Here is a 20,774-nt window from a genome sequence, read left to right as displayed (position 1 = left end):
TCTCCACATCCCGGGCCGGGGCCGGGAGGGTATCTGCTTCCGCAGCCGGCAATGGATGGTGCGGCCTTGAAGCGAATGCCTTCGTCATCCGGTGGCGCAATGACTGAACCGGGATGGCGCGACCAGCCGGGAGACCGGGCTGCATAGGGCTCGCGATTGTACCAACTGGCCCACACGCCCGTTTGACAAACCGGGACAGTTACTTGGCTGATCGTCCCACGGCCGGCACAGGGCGCGGCCTCTCAAGCGACCGGTTAGCGAAGACGCAGAGCGTGCCCGCGCCTCCGACCATTTGTAATCCGGGCGGCCTCCCGCAACTCAGCCGGTTTGCGACGCGTCCAGGGTTTCGCGCTTGATCTTCCTCGCCAGCGACCATTTGTGGACTTCGGTCGGGCCGTCGTAAATCCGGAACCCTCGTACTTCCCGGAAGATCTGCTCGACGATCGTGTCGCGTGACACGCCCATTCCCCCCAGGATCTGCACGCAACGATCCGCCACACGGAACAGCGCTTCCGAGACGGCCACCTTGGCCATCGAGCTCTCCGCGGTCCCCGACGAGCCGCCGTCGAGCACGCCCGCACACCAGTCGATCATCAGGGCGGCCTGTTGCAGGTCGATCAGGTTATCGGCCAGCATGAAGCCGACGCCTTCATGGTCGATCAGCAGCTTGCCGAAGGCCTTGCGTGTGGTGGCATACGCGCGCGCGATCTCGTCCGCGCGCGCGGCGCCACCGAACCAGCGCATGCAATGCGAAAGCCGCGCCGGCGACAGACGAACCTGCGCATAGCGGAAGCCCTCGTTCACTTCGCCCAGCACCTGGTCGTGCGGCACGCGCAGGTCATCGATCACGACCAGCGCGTGTCCGCCGGGCATGGAACTGTCGATGGTGTCGATCAGGCGCTCGATGCGTATGGCCGGGTGTGGCAGATCGACCAGGAACATCGTGGCCTGCGCGCGCTCGCCCTCTCCCGTACGGGCCATCACGATGCCCACGGCTGCGCCTTCCGCTCCGGTAATGAATTTCTTGCGGCCGCGAATCACCCATTCGTCGCCGTCCCTCTGCGCCGTGGTCTGGAGCATCGACGGGTCCGAACCGGCGCCGCCGTCTTCCGCTGGCTCGGTCATGAAGAACGCGGAGCGCGCCTCGCCGCGGACCAGCGGCGCCAGGAATCGTTGCTGCTGCGCCGTGGTGGCCACCTTCCCCAGCAGGAACATGTTGCCTTCGTCGGGCGCCATCGTATTGACCGCAACCGGGCCGAGCGGTGACAAGCCCGAGCGCATGAGCACGGCGGCGGTTTCCCGCTGGCTCAGGTGAGACCCGTCCGGGAGAATATGAGGCGTCATGACGCCGGCGGCGCGCGCCTTGTCACGCAGCTCGGCGACCAGTTCCGGCGACGGGCCATGAGATTCGCAACGCGGGTCACGCTCATAGGGCACGACGACATCGCGGATAAAGCGCTCGACGCGCTCGCCGATGCTGCGGCTTCTTTCGGTGGGATAGTCGGTGAACAAGATGCAGGTCTCCTTACAGCGTATTGACCAGGTGACCGCCGTCGACGGCGATCACGGTGCCCGTCATGTATCGGGATGCATCCGAGGCCAGCAACAGCAGCGGCCCGTCGAGGTCCTCCTGCTGGCCGAGCCTGCGCTGCGGGATGCGCAGGATCAGCGCCTTGCCGGCATCGGTCTGCCAGAAGTCCCGGTTGATGTCGGTGTCGATATAGCCGGGCGCGAGGGCATTCACGCGGATGCCGTAGCGCGCCCATTCCAGCGCAAGCGCCTTGGTGAGCTGGACTACGCCGGCTTTGGAAACAGCATAGGACAATACGCCTCCCGCCTGTCGCAGTCCCAGGATCGAGGCGATATTGACGACACTGCCGCCACCGCGTTCGCGCATGCTGGGGGCCAGCGCCTGCGCGAGAAAGAACATGCCCTTGAGGTTGGTGTCCATCACCACATCCCAGTCATCCTCGGAATGCCCGAGCGCCGCGCCCTCGCGCACCAGACCGGCATTGTTGATCAGGATGTCAACGGGCTCGATGTCGCGCACCAGTGCCGCGCGCGACGCGCCATCGGTCACATCGAGCGCCACGCACTGCAGGCGAGCGTGCCCTCCGATCTTTTCCGCAACGGCCTTCAGCGCGTCAACGCGCCGCGCGGCAAGCACCACCTCGGCACCGCGGGATGCCAGCACCTGCGCACAATGCGCGCCCAATCCGCCCGACGCGCCTGTCACCAGCGCGCGCTTGCCCCGAAGATCCAGCAATGTGTCCTGCACGGTTGTCTCCTGATCCGTTGGATTCAAGGATCAGATTGTAGGATGATTTCATCCCATGTCAACGTCCGACAGCTTGCTGTTAGAATGCCCGCGTGACGCCTGCGACATCCCTTCCCCCTTCTTCCCCGCCTGCCGATACCGGCGAGCCTGACCGGAGCGCCTCCGCCACCGTCTTTTTCGGGATCATTGGCGGGCTGGAACTCGGCAGCTTCGTGCCCGGTCAACGGCTGGTCGAAACCGATCTGGTTACGCAATTCGGCGTTGGCCGCAATTCCGTGCGCGAAGCCTTGCAGCGGCTTGCCGCCGAGGGCATCGTGGAATTGCCCCGCCATCGCGGCGCGATGATTCGACGGCTGACCATGCAGGACACCCTGGATGTTCTCGACGTGGCGGAACGCATGACGGGACTGCTGGCACGCGCGGCAACCCGCGGTTGCACCGATCGCACCCATGCCCAGGCCTTGCGCGCCACGGTTCAGCAGCTGGGTGCCGCGGAAAAGGCGCACGATACCGCGGCATTTGCGGCGGCGAGGCGGCAGTTCTACCGGACATTGCTGGAAATGGGCGGCAACCGCGAGCTGAATCGCCTGTTTCCCACCATCCAGATGCCGATCGTCCACGCCCAGCATCGGCTCGGGTCGCTCCAGCAGATGCGGCTGGCGGACTACCGGCGCATCGCGACGGCCGTGCTGGCAGGCGAGCCGGACGAGGCCGAAGCCACCGGCGTGGCGCATGTCAGGAACGTGCGGCAGGCGATACTGGCCGAACTATCAGCGTAGCCCGGCTATCAGACGAGGCGCACTGCTTCCCGATTGGCGTGGAAGCGATTCGTCACGCAGCAGTGCCGGCTTAGCAGTGCCGGCTTGAGTCGACGTTCCGTCTACCCAGGTTTTTGCGAGCTCTCAAACTTGGCGAACACGCGCGCCTGAACGGCGTCCATGACTTCCAGGACCTGCGCATCGGCGGGGCCACTGGCCGTGACGCCCGTGGCCTTCCTGGGCTTCGCGCCCAGTGGATAGAAGACAAAAACCGTGTCGAACCTACCTGCCGACTCCTTCTTCAGGTGCCTGTTTAGCGCTTTCAGGTACCGCTTCTTGATGGTCTTGGACATAGGCTTCCCGGCTCCATGCTTTTGTCTTGGCGTACGACCGTACTAAATGCACTTGGGCAAATCCGGGCCAGGCCGCACGACTGCGTTCGTCAGCCAGACGGAGCCAGGATTGCTTTCGGCAGCCGGCCGCTTCCGATCAGGACGATAAGATCGCTCACGCGTGCTTCGGCAAGGGCAAAGGCATCCGCCTCCGCCATCGACGGCCGCCCCGCACGAAAGACGGACTGCTGCATGCCCACCAGCGTGTGTTGACGGACAAGCACGAAACCCTGGTGCTTGCCATTGCTTAATGGCTGGGTATAAGCCTTGAACTCGTAGTAGCCCGCGCGCCTGTGACTTTCCATTGTGACTCGTTCTGCTGGCGTAAGTAGAATCCGCCAGCACGCGGGGCGGACTTCGGCTCAGCATTCCCTGCGGCTATCGTAAAGCTTAACGTTAGCATACTGTGGCCAGGCGGGAGCCACTCTCAGGGGAAGTACGGTGCCGCGCGACTCATACAGTCAGCCGCGCGAGTTGTTGTTCCAGTCGAACCTTTGCTGGCCGAACGTGAAGCGTGCTGCTCTGCAGCAACCGGATATCGAGGAGCCGTGAAGGCGCAGAGCCCGCCCCGCGAGGCGGACGTCCGCCCTCACGGGCCGATCAGAGCTGGACCGATGCGTGTCCGATGCCCTCGAACTCGGCGGTCACCAGGTCACCCGCGGACGCGGGAAGGATGCCAACCCAGGTGCCGGTGGTGACGACCGTACCAGCCTCCACGTGCCGCCCCTCTTGTGTGGCATGGCGCAGCCAGGCCAGCAGTACGTAAGCGGGATCGCCCATTGAATGCGTGCCGCAGCGCTCGATCGCTTCGGTGCCGATCTTTACCCGGCAACGCTGTGTTGCCCAGTCCCGGTCTGCATAGGCTTGCCACTCACCGAGTACGAGTGCGCCATGCGACTGCAAGTCGGCGAGCTTCAGCAGGGCAGGCGCCGCCAGGCCTTGCTGCCAGCGCGAATCGACGACCTCGATGGACACCGCCATCGCGTCAACCAGTGCCGCCGCGCCAGCGTGGTCAAGACTGGCCGCTTGCGCCGCGTCGACACTGCGCCCGAGCCGCAGCGCAATCTCGGCCTCGATGCCGCGCCATGTGAAAGGCCATTCGCCGGACTGCGCCGGACTGGCCCAGACACCGGCCGACGGGAGCCGCGCGTGCGTCAGCGTAGCGTCACGCGAAGCGCCTCCGGATTTCCAGTACGCGGTGCCGCCATCTTCCCAGGCCAGCGATCGCGCCACGATCGCCTGAACGGCATAGGCCTGGCCTGCGTCATCCAGTGCGGTGGCGAAATTTTCCGCGTCGGCGCAACGGCCCTCGCGTCGCGCGTCGAGCAACGCCTGTGCAACCCGGTCAATGTTTGATGAATTCATGCGTTTGAGGATTTCGATAAGAAATAGAAATATCGGACGAGGAACCGCTCCCCCCAATCCTGCCCGCAACGCACGCTGGGGGGAGCGGACCGCCCTTACAACCTGCTTGCGCTCGCTGCACTTTCGCCGACTGCCGTGTCGGCCTCATCGTCGGCAGCCGTGTCTCCCATTGCACGCCCGAAAGTCTCCGGCGCGAATTGCACGCTCAGCGCGAATACGGCGTACATGGCGGCAAGCATGCTGAACATACCGCCAACGCCGTAGCTTTCAAACACGCGGCCACTCACAAGCGGCGTCAGCGCTCCCGCCAGCGTGCCGAGGGCCAGGATCAGCGAAGTGCCGAATGCACGCACGTGGGTCGGATACTGCTCCGGCGCGAAAATCCAGATCGAAGTGTTCAGCAACACCACGCAGAACGTAAATGCAGCACCGAACAGCAGCACCAGCGCGACGTTATACGTCAGGAAGCCGAAGCACAGGCCGGCCGCGCACGCCAGCCCCGCGCCGATCGTCAGCACGCGCTTGCGCGGAAAATGATAGCCACAGTACGACGCCGCCAGCGCCCCGAACAGGCTGCCGCTTTGCATCACCATCGTAAAGAGAAAGCTCTTCGAGATGGTGTAGCCCTGCGACATCAGGATGGTTGGCATCAGGGTCAGCACCGAGATCTGCGCGCCGTAGGTCATCGATACCGCGATGCCCAGTGCGATCGTGCGGCGCCCCAGCCGGCCCTTGAAGATATCGCTCAGGCCCACTTTGGTGTGCGGGGTGTCATCGTGCACCGCGGCCTTGATATAGGATGTCGGCTCCCCGCGGAGCTTGCCCAGGCGGCCGGATGCCAGGACGGACAGCACCCGGTTAGCCTCGTCCACGCGCCCCTTGGACAGCAGGAAGCGCGGCGTCTCCGGAATAAAGCGCCGGTAGAACACGACAAAGAATGCCGGCAGCACCAGGCAGGCAAACAGCCAGCGCCAGCTGTCCGGCCCCGGGAACATCGCGAATACGGCCAGGCCGAAGGCCGGTGCGAGCATATTGCCCAGGCCGCCGCTGCCCACGCTCACCATGCCCACAGCGGTGCCGCGGAATCGCGTCGAACACAATTCAGCCAGCATGGTCACGGCAATCGAGATCTCGCCGCCCAGGCCGATGCCGACAATAAAGCGGCCCGCCGCCAGCACGCCATAGTTCGGCGCCAGCGCGCAGATGATGGCGCCCAGCGTGAACAGAAGCAGGTTGGCGCTGAGCATCGTGCGCCTGCCATAGCGGTCCGCGATATAGCCGGAGCCGATGCGCCCGAGCGCGGCCGCGCTGAAGGTCAGGGTATTCAGGAAGCCGATTTCGGCGACCGAGATTCCCCACTGCTCTCGCAACATCGGGCCGATCAGGCCGACGGCGTTCTGTTCGAAGACGTCGAACATCACCCCCAGCATGATCAGGAAAATGATTTTCTTGTGCGAGGCCGTTACGCCGATGCCGTCCATGGCCCGGTCGAGTTCGTGCTGCTGTGGGGAATTCGGCGATTGAACTACGGTTTCTGCGCCCATCTTTGTCTCCTCCTCGTATCGAGGTAGTCGTCGCGGTGTGTCCACGACCTTGTCGCCGCCATGTCTGGCTGGCGTTTTGCAGAGCAGCGATAAAACTTCGTTCCGACGCGAGCCGCTATTCCAGGGCGGGTGTCGATTGCGGCGGCCGGCGGGTGCGCAAGGCCTGCTCCGAGGCATAGGCGAGTCGTATCAGCACGGGTTCCGAGTAGGGGCGGCCAAAGAATTCCAGCCCGACCGGCACCCCCTGCGGTGCATTGCCGTTCGGCGGCGAAAACCCGGCCGGAATGACAATGGCCGGAAAGCCGGTGGCCGACGCCAGCACTCCGTTGCGCTCGGCCTGGGTCTCGCCAACCGGCACGACCAGGCGCCGCTGGTGCGGAAACACCAGGGCGTCAAGCCGATGACGCGCCATCAGGTCCAGCAGCCTCTCCCGCAACGCCTGCTGGCGCTGCAATCGGTGGCGGTACTCCCCTTCCCGCCCGCTTAGGGCGGCAGCGGTATCGAGTGTTCCCGCCACGCTCGGATGGACATTCCCCGCGGCGATGATGTCCTTCATGGAACGCACCGGCACGCGGGTCGAAATGCGCTTCAGGTAAGCGTCGAGATCGCGCTCCATCTCGTAGTGGTGGACAAGCGTGGTGGCCAGCAACTCGTCCGGGCTGATGGCATCTTCAATCGCGACCAGCTCGGCGCCCTGCTCGGCGATCATGGCAAGCGCCGCCTGCATGACTGCGTTGACGGGACGGTGTACCTCCTGGTCGCCAAAGAAATGGCGCAATACGCCGATCCGCGCGCCCTTGAGTCCGTCGCGGTCAAGGCTGGCGGCATAGCTCGCCGGAATGTGGGGCGCGCCCTCGCTGGTGACGGGATCGGCGGGGTCATGGCCGGCAATGACATCGAGCAGCCGCGCCGTGTCGGCGACGGTGCGGGTGATCGGGCCAATGGTGTCCTGCGTCAGGCCGCACGGGACCAGCCCCGCCCTGCTGACCAGTCCCATGGTCGGGCGCAGGCCGACCAGGCCATTTGCCGAGGCCGGCGAGCGGATCGAGTTGACGCCGTCGGTGCCGATGCCCAGCACGCCGAAGCTGGCGGCAATGCCGGCGCCGGTGCCCCCGCTGGAGCCGCCGGGCGTGCGTGTCAGGTCATAGGGGTTCAGGGTCTGGCCGGACAAGGTGCTGACGGTCTCGCCACCGGAGGCCAGCTCGTGCAGGTTGGTCTTGGCCAGCACGATCGCGCCCGCCTCGCGCAGGCGACGGATGACAAAGGCATCGTCGGAGGAAAGGTTATCGCGCAGGCAGGCGGCACCGGCAGTGGTTGCCATGCCGGCGCACTCGATGTTGTCCTTGACCAGCACCGGAATGCCGTGCAGCGGGGCCAGCGCCTGCGAGGGATTGCGCCCGGCCTGGGCATCGATGCGCCCGGCCTCGTCCAGCGCGTGCGGGTTGAGTTGCAGGATGGTGCGCAGGGCGGGACCGTCCTGGTCAAAGGCCGCGATGCGGTCCAGGCATGCGCTGGTCAGCTGGCGCGCCGTCAGCCTGCCGTCGCGCATCGCGGCATGCGCACCGGCAACAGTGGCTTCCACCACGCTGAACGGCGCGTGCTGGCCCGGCTCGTCCGGCGCCGGTTGATATGAATTTGTCATGAGAAGATCCATGCGCCGGCAAGGGCGCGAATGGTTGGCGAAGTCATGAAGAGGCGGGGCTGCAGCACGGTGTCCGCGCCCCGCCTTGTCCCGCTATCGGTTGACCAGCCGGGCGGGTATGGTCCAGATGCAGAAGGCACCCAGCACCAGCATCCCGGCGATCATGTAGTAAGCACTGCTGCCGCTCTGGGTCACGTCGCGCAGGTAGCCGATCATGTACCCGCTGGTAAAGCCGGCGAGGTTGCCGATCGAGTTGCTCATGGCGATGGCCGTGGCGGCCGCCGCGCCGCTGAGGAAAGCCGTCGGCAGGGACCAGAACAGCGGCGTGCAGGTCAGGATGCCGGCTGCCGCGATCGACAGGAACACCAGCGACAGCGCGGTGTTGTGCATCACCCAGGGCAAGGCCAGGAAGCCGATCGCGCCCATCATGCACGGGATGATCAGGTGCCAGCGCCGCTCGCGATGCTTGTCGGCACTGCGCCCGAAGAAGTACATCGAGACGATCGCCGCCATATAAGGAATCGCGCTCAGCAAGCCGATATGGAGCGGGTCGCTGACCCCGGTGGACTTGATGAACGTGGGCAACCAGAGCGTGATGCCGTACTGCCCGGTGACATAGCAGAAGCAGATCAGGCTGATCAGCCAGACGCGCGGATCGGTGAAGACCCTGCCGACGCGTGCCTGCGGATCCGCCGCCTTGACGTCCTCCGTCTTGGCCAGCTCGAGGACCTGCTTCTCCTCGCCGGTCAGCCATTTGGCCTTGGCAATGGAGTTGTCCAGGTAGTAGAAGCAGAAGCACCCCAGCAACACCGCCGGCACCGCCTCGATAATGAACATCCATTGCCAGCCGCCCCAGCCGGCCACGCCTGCCATGCTTCCCATCAGGTAGCCGGAGAGCGGGTTGCCGATAATGCCTGACAGCGGCGATCCCATGCAGTAGATGGCCATGATCTTGGCGCGCCGGTGCGAGGGGTACCAGCAGGACAGGTAGTACACGATGCCTGGCGTGAAGCCCGCTTCGGCCAGCCCCAGCAAGAATCGCAGCGTGTAGAACTGTGCCGGTGTCTGCACGAAGGCGAAACACGCGGAAAGAATCCCCCACGTGATCATGATCCGCCCGATCCATACCTTGGCGCCGAACTTGTGCAGGGCCAGGTTGCTTGGCACCTCGAACAGGAAGTAGCCGATAAAGAAAATGCCGGCACCCAGGCCGTAGACGGTTTCGCTGAAGCCCAGCTGCTGCGACATCTGGAGCTTGGCAAAACCTACGTTGACACGATCGAGATAAGCGATCAGGAAGCAGACCATCAGGAATGGCACCAGTCGCCAGCTCACCTTGCGATAGGTCGCGTCCTCGAACGACCTGATCCTTGCTCCCGCCTGCAGGGTTGTATCCACAGCGTCTCCTCTGTTTTTTGTCAGGTACGGCAGTGCTGCGCTGATCCGTTGCGATCAGTCGGGCGGGGGGCGCGGCGCAAGCGATGCGCCCCTCCGGCCCTGGATGGAAGCGGCTGCGTCAGGCAGCGGCCTTGAGCGACAGCGGCGTGGTATGCGCGGCGAGATAGTCCATGGCGGCAACCGTGCCGCTTGCGGCAATCGGCACCCCAGAGATCTTCAGGCCCATTTCGCAGCCGGCCAGTGTCGCCATCAGCGTCAGGTCGTTGCAGTCGCCCAGATGGCCGATGCGGAACATGCGGCCCTTGACCTTGCCCAGGCCGGCGCCGAGCGACATGTTGAAGCGCTCGTAGATGTTCCTGCGCACCACGTCGGCGTCGATGCCGTCGGGCATCATCACGCCGGTCAGCACCGGGCTGTAGACGGCGGGGTCCGCGCACTGGATCTGCAGGCCCCAGGCCTTGACTGCGCGGCGGCAGGCTTCGGCCAGGCGCTCATGACGGGCGAAGACGTTGTCGAGCCCTTCTTCCAGGATCATGTCGAGCGCTTCGGACAGGCCATAGAGCAGGTTCGTGCTGGGCGTATAGGGCCAGTAGCCGGTGCGGTTCATCTCGATGATCTCTTCCCAGCCCCAGAAGCTGCGCGGCAGCCGGGCCTGGCGAGACGCTTCGATGGCCTTGGGCGACACCGCATTGAAGCTGATGCCCGGCGGCAGCATCAGGCCCTTCTGCGAGCCTGACACGGTCACGTCCACGCCCCATTCGTCATGGCGGTAGTCGGCGGACGCCAGCCCCGAGATGGTGTCGACCAGCAGCAGCGCGGGATGTCCGGCCGCGTCGATGGCGCGGCGCACGGCGGCGATGTCTGATGTCACGCCTGTCGAGGTTTCGTTGTGCACCACGCATACGGCCTTGATCGCATGCGCGGCATCGGCGCGCAGCCGGGCTTCGATCATGTCGGCCTGCACTCCATGGCGCCAGCCCTCCACGCCGGGCAAGCCAAGGAACTCCGGCCGGATGCCGAGGTTCTCGGCCATCTTCTTCCACAGCGTGGCGAAGTGGCCGGTCTCGAACATCAACACCGTGTCGCCGGGGCTCAGGGTGTTCGACAACGCCGCTTCCCAGGCCCCCGTTCCCGAAGCGGGATAGATCACCACCGGATGCTCGGTCTTGAAGATCTTCTTGATGCCATCCAGCACCTTCAGGCCCAGCGCGCCGAATTCCGGCCCGCGATGATCGATGGTCGGGTAGCTGATTGCACGCAGGATGCGATCGGGCACCGGGCTCGGTCCGGGGATCTGCAGGAAGTGGCGGCCAGCGGGGTGAAAGTTGAGATTGAGCATTTGACTCCTCCGATTGAGTTTTGAATGCAAAATACTTTAGCAGAGGAAATGCGGGAAAGACGGCTCATTCGAAGTAGTGTTTACCCGTCAGAAACCCCGTTGCACAAGGGTTTACGCGGGTTTTTGAGTTTCCTTGAAGCGTCTGCTAGAATCGTATGCAAACGCGCGTAAGGAATTTTGAATGCCAAAAGAAGACGTCTTCGGCCTGGAGTCGCCAACCCCGGTCCTGCCCAAGCTCGAACGCCAGCGCCTTCATGACACGGTGGTGGCGCACCTGCGGAAATTTATCGTCGAGGGGGTGCTGGAGCCAGGCCGCAAGCTCAATGAACGGGAATTGTGCGAGACCCTCGGCATCTCGCGCACGCCGCTGAGGGAAGCACTGAAGGTGCTCGCCGCCGAAGGGCTGATCGATATCTCTCCCAACCGCGGCGCGACCGTATCCCGGCTGTCGACGGACGAAATACTCGATACCTTCGAACTGATGAGCGGGTTGGAAGCCTTGTCGGGCGAGCTGGCCTGCGCGCGCATCACCGCTGTCGAGCTGGCGGAAATCAAGGCCCTTCACTATGCAATGCTGGCGTGCAGGGCAAACGAAGACCTGCCCGGCTACTACAGCCTCAATCACCAGATCCATGACCGCATCAACCTTGCGGCACGCAATACGGCACTGCGCCAGACCTATCTGTCCGTGAACCGGAAGCTGCAGGCACTGCGCTTTCGCTCAAACTATCAAAAGCCGAAATGGGACAGCGCCATCCATGACCACGAAGACATGCTCGTGGCCCTTGAAGCCCGCGATGGCAAGCGTCTTGCCGCAATCCTGCGCCAGCACCTGCTCGACAAGCGCGATGCCGTGCTGCTGATCCAGGCGGGCGCGGCCAGCGGCATGCCGCAGGCCTAGAGCGCCAAGTCGAAGATCAGGCGCCGTCGTCTGGCGGCTCGCCTGCCCTCCCCCTCAGACACAGCATTGAACTTGCCGGCATCTTCGACGGCTACTGACCGGTCCAGCACTATGCGTATTGCCCTCCTGAATCCCAATTCCAGCCAGCACATCACCGACCGTATGCTTGCAGAAGCCAGGCGGGCCACCGGCGACACGTGCGAGATCTTCGGCTTGACCAACACAGCAGGTCCCGCGGTTATCCGGTCGCGCGTGGACAATGCCGCTGCAATCGATGGCCTGCTGAAGATGGCCCGGACGCTGGATGCCGATGTCGAGGCCGTGATTCTGGGGGTTTCAATGGACACAGCCCTTCATGCACTGCGGCAGATGCTTCATGTCCCTGTTGTCGGCACGACCGAAGCGGCCCTGGCGACGGCAAGCATGATGGGCGGCAGGATCGGACTGCTGACCGTCGGTCGCGCCTTGACGCCGTTGTACGGAGAACTGGCGGCCTCATACGGCTATGCCGGGCGCGTGGCTGGCATCCGCGGCATCGAAACGGCTGCACCATATGGCATCGGACTTGCGCCAGAAGCCAGCGCAATGATGCTCGACGCCGTGACGTCGCTCAGCCGGGACGATGGTGCGGACGTGGTCGTCACCGTGGCTGCAGCATTGTGCGGCTATGTACCGGCGATTGCCGCGCAGGCAGACGTGCCGCTTCTGGACGGCATCGCTTGTGCGGCCGTGCAGGCAGAGGCGCTCGCAAGATTGAGACCGCGCAAGGCGAGCTACGGCAGCTTCGCCACGCCCGAGCGCTAAATCAGCTGGCACTATTGCGCGGCCACCGGCCAGCAGACCGTCTCGCGTGCGTCAGGATCAGGAAGCCGCCGTCTGCACGAGTTCGTCGACGCCAGGCTGCTCTTTCGTCCGGCTCTGACTGGTCTTGTTGACGCTGCCCTCCGGAGCGCACTCGCTCGGCGTAACGCCTTGGTTGCGAAGGTGGGCGGCGACCGTCTCGCACCAATTGAGCAACTGGTGCTTGTCAAGATCCGCGACCACGTCTTCACCGAAGAGATTCGAAAGCTCCAGCGCGACTCCTGAAAATTCGGCGCCGTCATCTCGAATGGTCAATACGCCGTCGCCATCCTGGTCGCACATCTCAATCCTTGTGGCAGACATAGCCGTTACCTCCTGGAGCTTCGTAGCCGTCACTTGACACGTGGCAGCCATATCAGGCGCTCCCTGCCTTGTCGGCCGTCTGGCCAGCGTATCCATGCTAGTGTCCTGCGTCAGAAATTCGCAGACAAAATCGCCTGATGCTGGCGAGGATGTCATCGGCGGACTTCGTCCACACGAACGGCGTGGGGTTGGCGTTGTTCAGGTCGAGGTATTGATGGATGGCTTGCTCAAGTTGTCGGGTTGATCGATGCGTGCCGCGGCGGATGTATTGTTCCGTGATGGTTGCAAACCAGCGCTCCACCTGATTGATCCATGAGGCGGAGGTCGGTGTGAAATGAACATGGAAGCGCGGATGGCGAGCGAACCAAGCCTTGATCGACGGCGTCTTGTGCGTGCCGTAGTTGTCCATGACGAGATGCACATCGAGCTTGGGTGGCACGTTGGCTTCGATCGTGCGTAGAAACTGCAGGAACTCACTGCTGCGATGTCTGCGATGCAATTCACCGATAACTTTTCCAGTGGCGATGTCCAGCGCAGCGAACAACGTTGTCGTGCCATGGCGCATGTAGTCGTGCGTGCGTCGCTCGGGGATGCCTGGCGCCAGCGGTAGCATGGGTTGCGTGCGGTCCAGTGCCTGAATTTGGCTCTTCTCGTCAACGCACAACACCATGGCTTTGAGCGGTGGGGCGAGGTACAACCCCACGATATCGCGCACCTTCTCCACGAACAATGGGTCGGTGGAGAGCTTGAAGGTCTCCTGTCGATGAGGCTGCAGTCCAAAGGCACGCCAGATACGCGTCACGGTCGACGGAGATAGATTCTCCGCGCGAGCCATACTGCGCGTGCTCCAGTGGGTGGCGTTGGCTGGCACGGATTCGAGCGTCTTGGCAATAACCGCATCCACCTGTGCATCATCGATGGACCTCGGTGCCCCTGGGCGCGGCGCATCGAGCAGTCCATCGAGCCGATGCGCCACGAAGCGCGCACGCCATTTCGATACGGTTTGCTGAGTGACACGCTGCTTTGCAGCGACGGTCTTGTTGTCCAAGCCTTCAGCGCTAGCCAGCACAATGCGCGCGCGTAAGGCCAACGCCTGTGCGGTCTTGCGCCGCATCGTCAGCGCCTTGAGCTGCTCACGTTCGACCTCATTCAACACGAGTTCCGCCTTTGGTCTTCCTCTCATCACCGCCTCGCCGTTTGCGTGCCTTCAACGAAGACTACTACGTGGCGTCAATAATGCAATGAACTTCTGACGCAGGACACTAGAAGATCGGCCTCCCTGCGACCAAGGGGTATAAGGACCCGGTGTCGCCGCCGACGCGGCGCCCATGGCGCGCAGACTTGTCGGATGACAGAGATAACAACAATCGTCCCCTTGAAATAAAAGGCTTTATTCATCTGTTTTGTCACAACGACACGTTAAGCTTGACAGAATAATTGAAAGAGCAGCTTGAAATGACTGAATAAAGGAAAATTTACCGCCATGCCCTTGAAAGCGTGAAATCCGCTATATATAAGGCGCATAGATCACTGGCTTTCCTCTGTCTCTGCGCTTTTATTTTCAAACCACTCGTGATCCTCCATTCGGCCTCTACGCAAATCAGGGCGATCAATTCGGCGAGAAATGTGATTCTTCGAGCAGTTTACACGTTGAATAGACGCGGCGTCACCACCACTCTTCAGCTCAGCGGCTCCCGCCTCTAAAATTAGGAGATTAATTTGCCTGGCTATTTCCGCATCAATTCCGTCTTCCTTCAGGCTATAGCAGCGATGCCCTAGTGAGCGCAGGGCAGCCGCCACCCCAAATTGGCCGACGTCCATATGACTCGAGGCGCACTCCAACAGATTATCGCGAAAATTGTTTGGCCAATCTATCAGCGAATCTCTAGTTACATCGTCGATACGAAAAAGGGGTGATATCGAGAATATTCTGTAAAACTCCATCATCAATGTTGTAAATCGCGGCAGATTGGATTTTCGGACCCACAGCGGCAACAAAAGTCGATTATCACTCACCTTTTCTTTCGCAATCACACCTCTCAGATACTGGCCTACAACTAACTCCCACGTAACGAAATCAGCTCTTACTCCTATGACAGGAGTGTCTTTAAGATCAAATCCGCAATCACAATGGTTATTAAGAACTTCACGTGGGCTAACAGGCTTGGCACACGCGTAGCATAATCGCAACAAAGGCTGCAGGTGCACCGGGCAGAATCGAAAATCGTAGTAATCAATAATCCACAATTGATATCCAAACTCCGAAGCACAGGCGCAGCAATATTTTAGCCCCCTATTTTCAAGTCTCCGCCCCGGGATCCTCGGGAACCCATCGCTCCACGCAAATGGAGCCTCATGGATGGCGGATCCGCATAATCGTCCCATTGCTTGAAACCATAGGCGAAGATGCGGGCGTTGCAAGAATGGAACTCCGACGCGGTGACCATTAGCGTCATAGACCCGATGAATATACATTCGAACACTTTCATCAGTCTTCGCCTTTGGACGCAGAGGGAATTCGTCCAACGCAATCCTAGTCCGGGTCTTCACGATACACCCCTTATAAATCCCCAACGAGAGCTGACGATGCACCTTCTTTTTTTGCGAACTCAGGAACATAGAACGGTTCGCCATATTCATTCAGACTGCGCCCACAGAAACGCGTTGAAAAGGGATTAAGCTGGCCCACCCCCTGATACCATATCTCTGCCGCAAATGCTTTCTCGAGCAGGCCTTGATCAATGGTCCACACGCCGTCAGCGTCAGCGATCAGCAGAGCCCGACTCAAGAGGCTGGCGAGATATCCGACTCGCCCATCAGTCGCATAATAAAACTTACACAAATCATCAATGGATGCATCAGGACGAAGCGAGCAGCGTAAAGGCATTCCCTCCAAAAAGGAAATAACAACCCCAGAAAACTCATTTATGCTTTCCGAGTCACACATATTAAATCGTTCTAGATATAAGGTTGCACTGAATCGCCTGCGCAGCTGCTCGTTCGCATCCAATAAATACTGTGTTCGAGGCAATCCTACCAGCGCGAAGGGACAGCCAACGGCATTAGAGAAACCCTTTATCCAATCAGCAGCTTTTGAAATCGTCAAATCTTGCCCACGGTCACGCACATGTTGCATTTCATCCAATATAATGATAAACACACCACAACCAACAACTAAACGACAAAGCCTGGCTGTCTTATCGGAAATCGTGCCTGCCCATGGCGCTGGATCGCCAAGTTTAGAAAGTAGGCCCTCCACCAATGATTTGATTGTCGCCAAGGCTGGTATCTCCATATAGAGCACACGAATGACGTTCCGTTCGGGCTCCCTCATTTCTGGATACTGCGAAATCAAAAGCTTGCACAAAGTGGATTTCCCGCAACCAGAGGACCCCAGGATCAGATGATTCGATGCGACTCCGGATGCGCGATATAGCTCAACAGCCTGAGTCAATTGCTGAAATGCTTTGCGAAAGCGCGGAAACATGAACACGTTCCTTCTCAAATCCGCTATCGCACTATAGACATCTCTTGATCGGGACATAAGCGCCTCCGCAATTAAGGCAGCCGCATTTTGGGAAAAGTCTTAACCGACGCGAGCGACGAGGTCAAATCCGCTTGGCGGCTAATGCTCTTCGCCGTGGCTGCTTGTCGATCAAGCTTTTTGGTAGGTTGTTCACTGTTTGCGCCTTGGACGCGTGCCGCTTTTTTACGGGACCTTAGCTTTCTGCTGCGCAAGAGATCTTGGATCCTCCCGGCAAGGTCGGCCTTGGCGTATAAGAGCGAGGACTCGTTTTTATCGTCCATTTTTCGCTCCTTGACAAGCGCACGAATCAGCTTATGCTGCGCCAATGTAAGTCCGTTGGCGTACTCCGAAAAAACGGCTGGAACAACCAAAGGACTATCGTCTTCTGGCGGCCACACAAGGATTTTCCCTAAATTCTCTCTGTCGTACATTATTCGAACGGAAATTCCTTCACCATAGCGCCACATGAGTCCTTTCAGCGCTTCAGTACTATATCGTAGGTTTTCAAGGCAAACTGCATCATGTCGAATGCAGCGTGTCGTCGAGATGCCCAAGGCAGGAACCAAATCAATGGCACTTTGCGGCAGTCTCGGCGGCTGCAACGCGGCAGAGGCCTCCCAAGCGTGATATGGCGTATCATTGAGGCTTCGATGGGGTGTTTGCGCGTAGATGTCAAGCAGCCATTTCTCTAGGGCATGCTTGAACTCACTTAGTGTCAGAACAGCATCCTTGAGAGGATCATAATCACCCCGCTCAGATAAATGCGCAAGACTGGTTCCCGGCAAGCAGTGGGCAAATCCGTAGTTGAGAGTCTTTAGGAAGCGTTCAATAGTTCCTTTAAATCTCGGCTGACGTACGGGACAGAACACCAATTCAATACCCAGATCAAAGCAGGCTCGCTCTAGAGCATCGCTGTGGAATTCTTTCCCATTATCGACGACGAGCCGCTTCATCAAGCCATAACATGGCCAGCGATGCTCCACCGTTAGTCCAGGAATGACGCTCTCCGCCGCGCATTTGGGAAGAATTGCATGACGTAACGCGCCCAATACCGCAGATACTGATGGCCCACCGAAGCTAAAGTAGTAGCCGATAGGCATCCTGCTAAAGTGATCAATCATTATTGTCATTAGCGGTCTACCTAGAGGCAGCAAGGTCTTGTCAGCGACAATGAATAGGTCCATCGGCGTATGGTCCATCTCCACTCGCTCTAATATTGTTCTTGTCCTCACCGTTTGACATGTAAGCTTGACCTTGCAGCCTCCCACTCCCCGCGCCACCTCTTCGCTTTCCAACTCGCGAAGACGGGGAATAAGCCGGTATAGCGTCCTACGAGTTGGCATCTTGAGTTGCAAATTCTCGGGTCGGCCATAATTCTCGTTATCCACTAGGACTTGCAGAGCGGACTCGACATCCGCCATGGTCCAGCCTTGCATTGTCTTGACGACCTGCTGAACAGCTTGCACCAATAAGGCGAGTACTTCAGGATTCGTGTTCGGCCTAATCGGCCCCCGTCGATGATACTGGGGCACTAGCGAACGCACGTCCTGGGTCAGTTGGAACCTACGATGCCAGCGATACAGTGAGCTGACTGTCGGTGGCTTCTCATCGCTAAAAGCTGTTGCAGCCGCTTGGATTAACCTTTCCATCTCGGCTTTTGTCCAAGGGACTCTTCCAGAGTCAGCCAAAAAATCTAAATATCGCTTTCGCCTGTACGCTTCCGACTTCACATGATCAGGCAATTCCTCAAGGGGACGCCCAAATACTGGGAGACTAGACCGTATTGCTGGGGAAGGCCCGCATGCCGAAAGTGTTCCCGCGATGTATTCATCCAGCAAATCGTCCTTACGGCAGGTGGAAACGTAGCCTGTCTGCAATTCCTCCAGAACAATGCTGCCATCCTCTATGACTCGCAGGATCCTTACCTGAACCTGGTTGCGCTCAAGCACTGCTCCTTTGCGCAAAGCAAAGCTATGCATGATGTGCCTCCTTCGAATACCTGGCAGCACCGATCCCAACGCGAACCTTTTTGCCGGCGCGCTTCTCGCCATCCGCCCAGACCCATGAGAGTTATAACCCTGAAGGTTGCGACGCGCGTTCGAGGCCGATTGACGACCTAGCCTGATCTCGAAGGGAAAGGATGTCAAACGGTAACGCCTGCAAACGCCTCTGTTACCTGTAGACCAATGCTCGTCTAGACAGATACGTAATATTCAAGACGACGTCCGTCTAGGCAGCCAAAAGTGATCCCTTCCAACCTTCCATAATTCATATATAGATAATTTTGTGCGCCGCACCAAATCATCAATTGAGCATCCCAATCTTCAGATTGGCACGACAGCTCAGCTCTCTGGTACTAATTAATAGTACTGAGGCACTCCTCTGCCCGGTATCAATTGAGGACTGAATCAGAGCAACTCAGGGTACTAATCAATAGCACCTTTAAGTGGTAATCCAAGCTTGATTAACAGTCCCCAGGTGCTACACGGCACTAAGCAGCAAGTCCGAAATCTCCCTTCTTGCCAAACTCGCGGGCGGTGCTTAGGAGTACTCTGCGCCTGGTATGGTTCCTGTTGCTGCTCGCTACACCCTCGCAATCAGCGACTCTTAACCCAAGTGTCCCACCGCGGTTCCCGGTGCGGCGGCACGTGCCGCAACTGCGAACTTGGGCGCCGACGCCCCTCACGCCGTTGTTGCCCGGGAACGCGGACGACTGAGTAAAAAGACATTCGTCACTCACGCAGGTACTACGCGCTTCGCTCGAGAGTTATCTATGCGACACTTATACAGCTGTAGTTCGATGGGGGCTGACTAACCGAGCTAAAATTTCATCGGGTTACCCGGCACGGAAAACCGCACCGAGCTGCCTTGCACGGTTCGTGTCGTCCCCGTGGAGATAGCAGGAAGTGGTCGAGATCGACGCGTGTCGCAGGTTGTCTCGGACCGTAAGCAACTCCACTCCCAGCGCCAAAGCATGGGTTGCATGCGTGTGCCGCATCCAGTGAGGGCTAGCAAGCCGCAGCTTCTCAGCTGCGCCAGGATGGTCTTTGTAGATCAGTTCAGCAGCCTGAGAGAAGAATCGTCGTACCAAATGCCACAAGCGCGTGCTTGTAATCGCCGTGTCAGCATACTTGCCAAGCCCGGCAATGAGTGAGGTCTTGGGATGCCAGCGTCCTCGCGTCACCGGTAAGCCTCGTTCGACCAGGTAACGATCCAGCGCGGTTCGTGCCAGCGGTGGCAGCGCGACTCGTCCAGCTCGGTCGCCCTTACCCACCAACCTGAGCCAGCTATCGCCCTGGGCGTCAATCTCAATGTGGCCGAGTGTTGCGCCGACCAGTTCGCTGGCGCGCAAGCCAGTGGCATAGCCAAAGTCGAGGACAAAGCGCAGGCGCTGTGCCGCCGGGGTATCCCAGCCATAGGACCATTCCAGCCCGTCCGCGATGGTGCGGACCAGCAGCCATTCGCCCTCCGTAAATGCATGCGAACTGTCGAGCGCGGGCGACCGTCCCCCGCCGCGCACCTTAATGCCGGCGAACGGGTTGGCCAACACATAACGTTGCTGGATCAGCCAGCGGAACATCGCCCCCAGGATGGACAAGGCATGGGCGGTGGATCGAGCCGACAGGCCGCCGGTGAATGGACGCCAGTCCGGAGCGCTACGCGGTCGTGCGGTGCCCACCCACCTCGCATGGGGCGCTGGCCGTCGCAAAAAACTGCGGTAGGCGATCGCATCCTCGGTGGTGAGGGATGACAATGGGCGCTTGCGTTCCACAATTGCCCACAGAATCAACCGCTCGGCCTCCTTCCGATAACTCCGCACGGTAGCCGGCGATTCATGGAGGGCAAGCCATGCCTGGATTGCCGCGTAGTCATCATCCGCATCCAAGATGCAGGTCTCGCGCGGAGCGCGGAACTGACCTTGAGAGCCGTCAAATTCTTGCGGCAGGCGTAATCGCTCCCAAGGCGCGACCGCCTCGATCGGAACTTGGGTGATCAATGCCCGCGCGCGTTCGGTCAGTTGCGGGTGCTGGGCGAAAAACGCCTCGACCCGCCGCGCCCCGGCGGCGCCCAACCCGGGAATGACGGCCCACCAGCGGCGTCGGCGCGGCACGCGCACCGTCAGGTCGGCCAGCGTGTCGATCCCCTGTGCCCGCAGCGCGGCGACGGCACGCGGCGCCAGCCACAGGCCGATATCGTCACTGATGGCCGGTACCGGCGCAGGCAGCGCGCGCAGCAACTCGATCGCCCGGTCCGCCGCCCTGCCCTTCGCGGTCCGATCAGTGGCTGAGATCTCGAACAGCCAGGCCAGGTCCTCGCGCTGACGGCTGCGAGCATACGCAGGCCTCTGACCAAGATAAGGCCGAATTGCTATCATAAGCCTTGAGGTTATGAAAACACTTCGCCTTATTCGGATTGAGAATAAGCAGTTCAGGCCGTGAACGCCTGCCCAAACTGCCTTGCCCGCTT

The 20,774-nt window shown here is 60.6% G+C and carries 18 protein-coding genes; 3 read left to right on the top strand and 15 right to left on the bottom strand.

What is annotated here, in order from left to right:
• Positions 1–318: 318 nt before the first annotated feature.
• Together VSR71_RS12135 and VSR71_RS12130 are read right to left on the bottom strand one after the other, a co-directional pair.
• Positions 319–1,512, bottom strand: coding sequence for an acyl-CoA dehydrogenase (locus tag VSR71_RS12135; protein WP_342914101.1), 1,194 nt, complete (start codon positions 1,510–1,512; stop codon positions 319–321).
• A gap of 13 nt (positions 1,513–1,525) precedes the next feature.
• Positions 1,526–2,278 (bottom strand): glucose 1-dehydrogenase, encoded by a 753-nt coding sequence (locus VSR71_RS12130; protein ID WP_342914100.1) that lies wholly within the window; start codon positions 2,276–2,278, stop codon positions 1,526–1,528.
• Positions 2,279–2,370: 92 nt separating this feature from the next.
• Here VSR71_RS12130 and VSR71_RS12125 point away from each other — a divergent pair, with 92 nt between their 5' ends.
• The gene (locus VSR71_RS12125) at positions 2,371–3,057 is read left to right on the top strand and encodes a GntR family transcriptional regulator (protein WP_342914099.1); all 687 of its coding nucleotides are present in this window, start codon (positions 2,371–2,373) and stop codon (positions 3,055–3,057) included.
• Between the two features lie 101 nt (positions 3,058–3,158).
• On the opposite strand, the gene VSR71_RS12120 is transcribed toward VSR71_RS12125, so the two are convergent.
• The 7 genes from VSR71_RS12120 to VSR71_RS12090 form a co-directional block, all read right to left on the bottom strand.
• A complete protein-coding gene (locus tag VSR71_RS12120; RefSeq protein WP_342914098.1) occupies positions 3,159–3,389 on the bottom strand; it encodes a hypothetical protein in 231 nt (76 codons plus the stop codon).
• A gap of 89 nt (positions 3,390–3,478) precedes the next feature.
• Entirely contained in the window at positions 3,479–3,733 is a 255-nt protein-coding gene (locus VSR71_RS12115) for a hypothetical protein (protein ID WP_342914097.1), read from the bottom strand.
• A gap of 295 nt (positions 3,734–4,028) precedes the next feature.
• Positions 4,029–4,793, bottom strand: a complete 765-nt coding sequence (locus VSR71_RS12110) for a fumarylacetoacetate hydrolase family protein (protein ID WP_342914096.1) — start codon at positions 4,791–4,793, stop codon at positions 4,029–4,031.
• A gap of 95 nt (positions 4,794–4,888) precedes the next feature.
• The gene (locus tag VSR71_RS12105) at positions 4,889–6,337 is read right to left on the bottom strand and encodes an MFS transporter (RefSeq protein ID WP_342914095.1); all 1,449 of its coding nucleotides are present in this window, start codon (positions 6,335–6,337) and stop codon (positions 4,889–4,891) included.
• 115 nt (positions 6,338–6,452) lie between these two features.
• Positions 6,453–7,979 (bottom strand): amidase family protein, encoded by a 1,527-nt coding sequence (locus tag VSR71_RS12100; RefSeq protein WP_342914094.1) that lies wholly within the window; start codon positions 7,977–7,979, stop codon positions 6,453–6,455.
• A 93-nt stretch (positions 7,980–8,072) separates the two neighbouring features.
• On the bottom strand, positions 8,073–9,377 hold the full coding sequence (locus VSR71_RS12095; RefSeq protein WP_342914093.1) for an MFS transporter: 1,305 nt from the start codon (positions 9,375–9,377) through the stop codon (positions 8,073–8,075).
• A 118-nt stretch (positions 9,378–9,495) separates the two neighbouring features.
• Positions 9,496–10,716, bottom strand: coding sequence for a pyridoxal-phosphate-dependent aminotransferase family protein (locus tag VSR71_RS12090; RefSeq protein ID WP_342914092.1), 1,221 nt, complete (start codon positions 10,714–10,716; stop codon positions 9,496–9,498).
• A 181-nt stretch (positions 10,717–10,897) separates the two neighbouring features.
• Between VSR71_RS12090 and VSR71_RS12085 the strand changes: the two genes are divergently transcribed.
• Together VSR71_RS12085 and VSR71_RS12080 are read left to right on the top strand one after the other, a co-directional pair.
• On the top strand, positions 10,898–11,617 hold the full coding sequence (locus tag VSR71_RS12085) for a GntR family transcriptional regulator (RefSeq protein WP_342914091.1): 720 nt from the start codon (positions 10,898–10,900) through the stop codon (positions 11,615–11,617).
• 111 nt (positions 11,618–11,728) lie between these two features.
• The gene (locus VSR71_RS12080; RefSeq protein ID WP_342914090.1) at positions 11,729–12,421 is read left to right on the top strand and encodes an aspartate/glutamate racemase family protein; all 693 of its coding nucleotides are present in this window, start codon (positions 11,729–11,731) and stop codon (positions 12,419–12,421) included.
• 57 nt (positions 12,422–12,478) lie between these two features.
• Here the strand turns inward: VSR71_RS12080 and VSR71_RS12075 are convergent, their stop codons facing one another.
• From VSR71_RS12075 to VSR71_RS12050, 6 genes are all read right to left on the bottom strand, one after another.
• Entirely contained in the window at positions 12,479–12,877 is a 399-nt protein-coding gene (locus VSR71_RS12075; protein WP_342914089.1) for a hypothetical protein, read from the bottom strand.
• A gap of 1 nt (position 12,878) precedes the next feature.
• Entirely contained in the window at positions 12,879–13,964 is a 1,086-nt protein-coding gene (locus tag VSR71_RS12070) for an IS630 family transposase (protein WP_342914088.1), read from the bottom strand.
• Between the two features lie 344 nt (positions 13,965–14,308).
• Entirely contained in the window at positions 14,309–15,421 is a 1,113-nt protein-coding gene (locus VSR71_RS12065; protein WP_342914087.1) for a hypothetical protein, read from the bottom strand.
• Positions 15,342–16,268: a TniB family NTP-binding protein gene (locus tag VSR71_RS12060; protein ID WP_342914086.1), complete on the bottom strand. Its 927-nt coding sequence runs from the start codon at positions 16,266–16,268 to the stop codon at positions 15,342–15,344. Before VSR71_RS12060 ends, VSR71_RS12065 begins: the two co-directional genes overlap by 80 nt.
• 71 nt (positions 16,269–16,339) lie before the next feature.
• Positions 16,340–18,286 carry a Mu transposase C-terminal domain-containing protein gene (locus VSR71_RS12055; RefSeq protein ID WP_342914085.1) on the bottom strand — a complete coding sequence of 649 codons (1,947 nt, stop codon included), beginning with the start codon at positions 18,284–18,286 and terminating at the stop codon, positions 16,340–16,342.
• A gap of 857 nt (positions 18,287–19,143) precedes the next feature.
• A partial coding sequence (locus VSR71_RS12050) for a phage integrase family protein (RefSeq protein ID WP_342914084.1) occupies positions 19,144–20,774 on the bottom strand: 1,631 nt, incomplete at its 5' end.

Source organism: Cupriavidus oxalaticus (genome assembly GCF_038900635.1).
Classification (GTDB): Bacteria; Pseudomonadota; Gammaproteobacteria; order Burkholderiales; family Burkholderiaceae; genus Cupriavidus; species Cupriavidus oxalaticus_B.
This window is presented reverse-complemented; position numbering and strand designations above follow the sequence as displayed.

Excerpts from the sequence above, each read along its gene's own strand:
- VSR71_RS12120 (WP_342914098.1), bottom strand. The coding sequence starts at position 3,389 with ATGTCCAAGACCATCAAGAAGCGGTACCTGAAAGCGCTAAACAGGCAC.
- VSR71_RS12115 (WP_342914097.1), bottom strand. The coding sequence starts at position 3,733 with ATGGAAAGTCACAGGCGCGCGGGCTACTACGAGTTCAAGGCTTATACC.
- VSR71_RS12110 (WP_342914096.1), bottom strand. The coding sequence starts at position 4,793 with ATGAATTCATCAAACATTGACCGGGTTGCACAGGCGTTGCTCGACGCG.
- VSR71_RS12105 (WP_342914095.1), bottom strand. The coding sequence starts at position 6,337 with ATGGGCGCAGAAACCGTAGTTCAATCGCCGAATTCCCCACAGCAGCAC.
- VSR71_RS12100 (WP_342914094.1), bottom strand. The coding sequence starts at position 7,979 with ATGACAAATTCATATCAACCGGCGCCGGACGAGCCGGGCCAGCACGCG.
- VSR71_RS12090 (WP_342914092.1), bottom strand. The coding sequence starts at position 10,716 with ATGCTCAATCTCAACTTTCACCCCGCTGGCCGCCACTTCCTGCAGATC.
- VSR71_RS12085 (WP_342914091.1), top strand. The coding sequence starts at position 10,898 with ATGCCAAAAGAAGACGTCTTCGGCCTGGAGTCGCCAACCCCGGTCCTG.
- VSR71_RS12080 (WP_342914090.1), top strand. The coding sequence starts at position 11,729 with ATGCGTATTGCCCTCCTGAATCCCAATTCCAGCCAGCACATCACCGAC.
- VSR71_RS12075 (WP_342914089.1), bottom strand. The coding sequence starts at position 12,877 with ATGGATACGCTGGCCAGACGGCCGACAAGGCAGGGAGCGCCTGATATG.
- VSR71_RS12070 (WP_342914088.1), bottom strand. The coding sequence starts at position 13,964 with ATGAGAGGAAGACCAAAGGCGGAACTCGTGTTGAATGAGGTCGAACGT.
- VSR71_RS12065 (WP_342914087.1), bottom strand. The coding sequence starts at position 15,421 with ATGAATATGGCGAACCGTTCTATGTTCCTGAGTTCGCAAAAAAAGAAG.
- VSR71_RS12060 (WP_342914086.1), bottom strand. The coding sequence starts at position 16,268 with ATGTTTCCGCGCTTTCGCAAAGCATTTCAGCAATTGACTCAGGCTGTT.
- VSR71_RS12055 (WP_342914085.1), bottom strand. The coding sequence starts at position 18,286 with ATGCATAGCTTTGCTTTGCGCAAAGGAGCAGTGCTTGAGCGCAACCAG.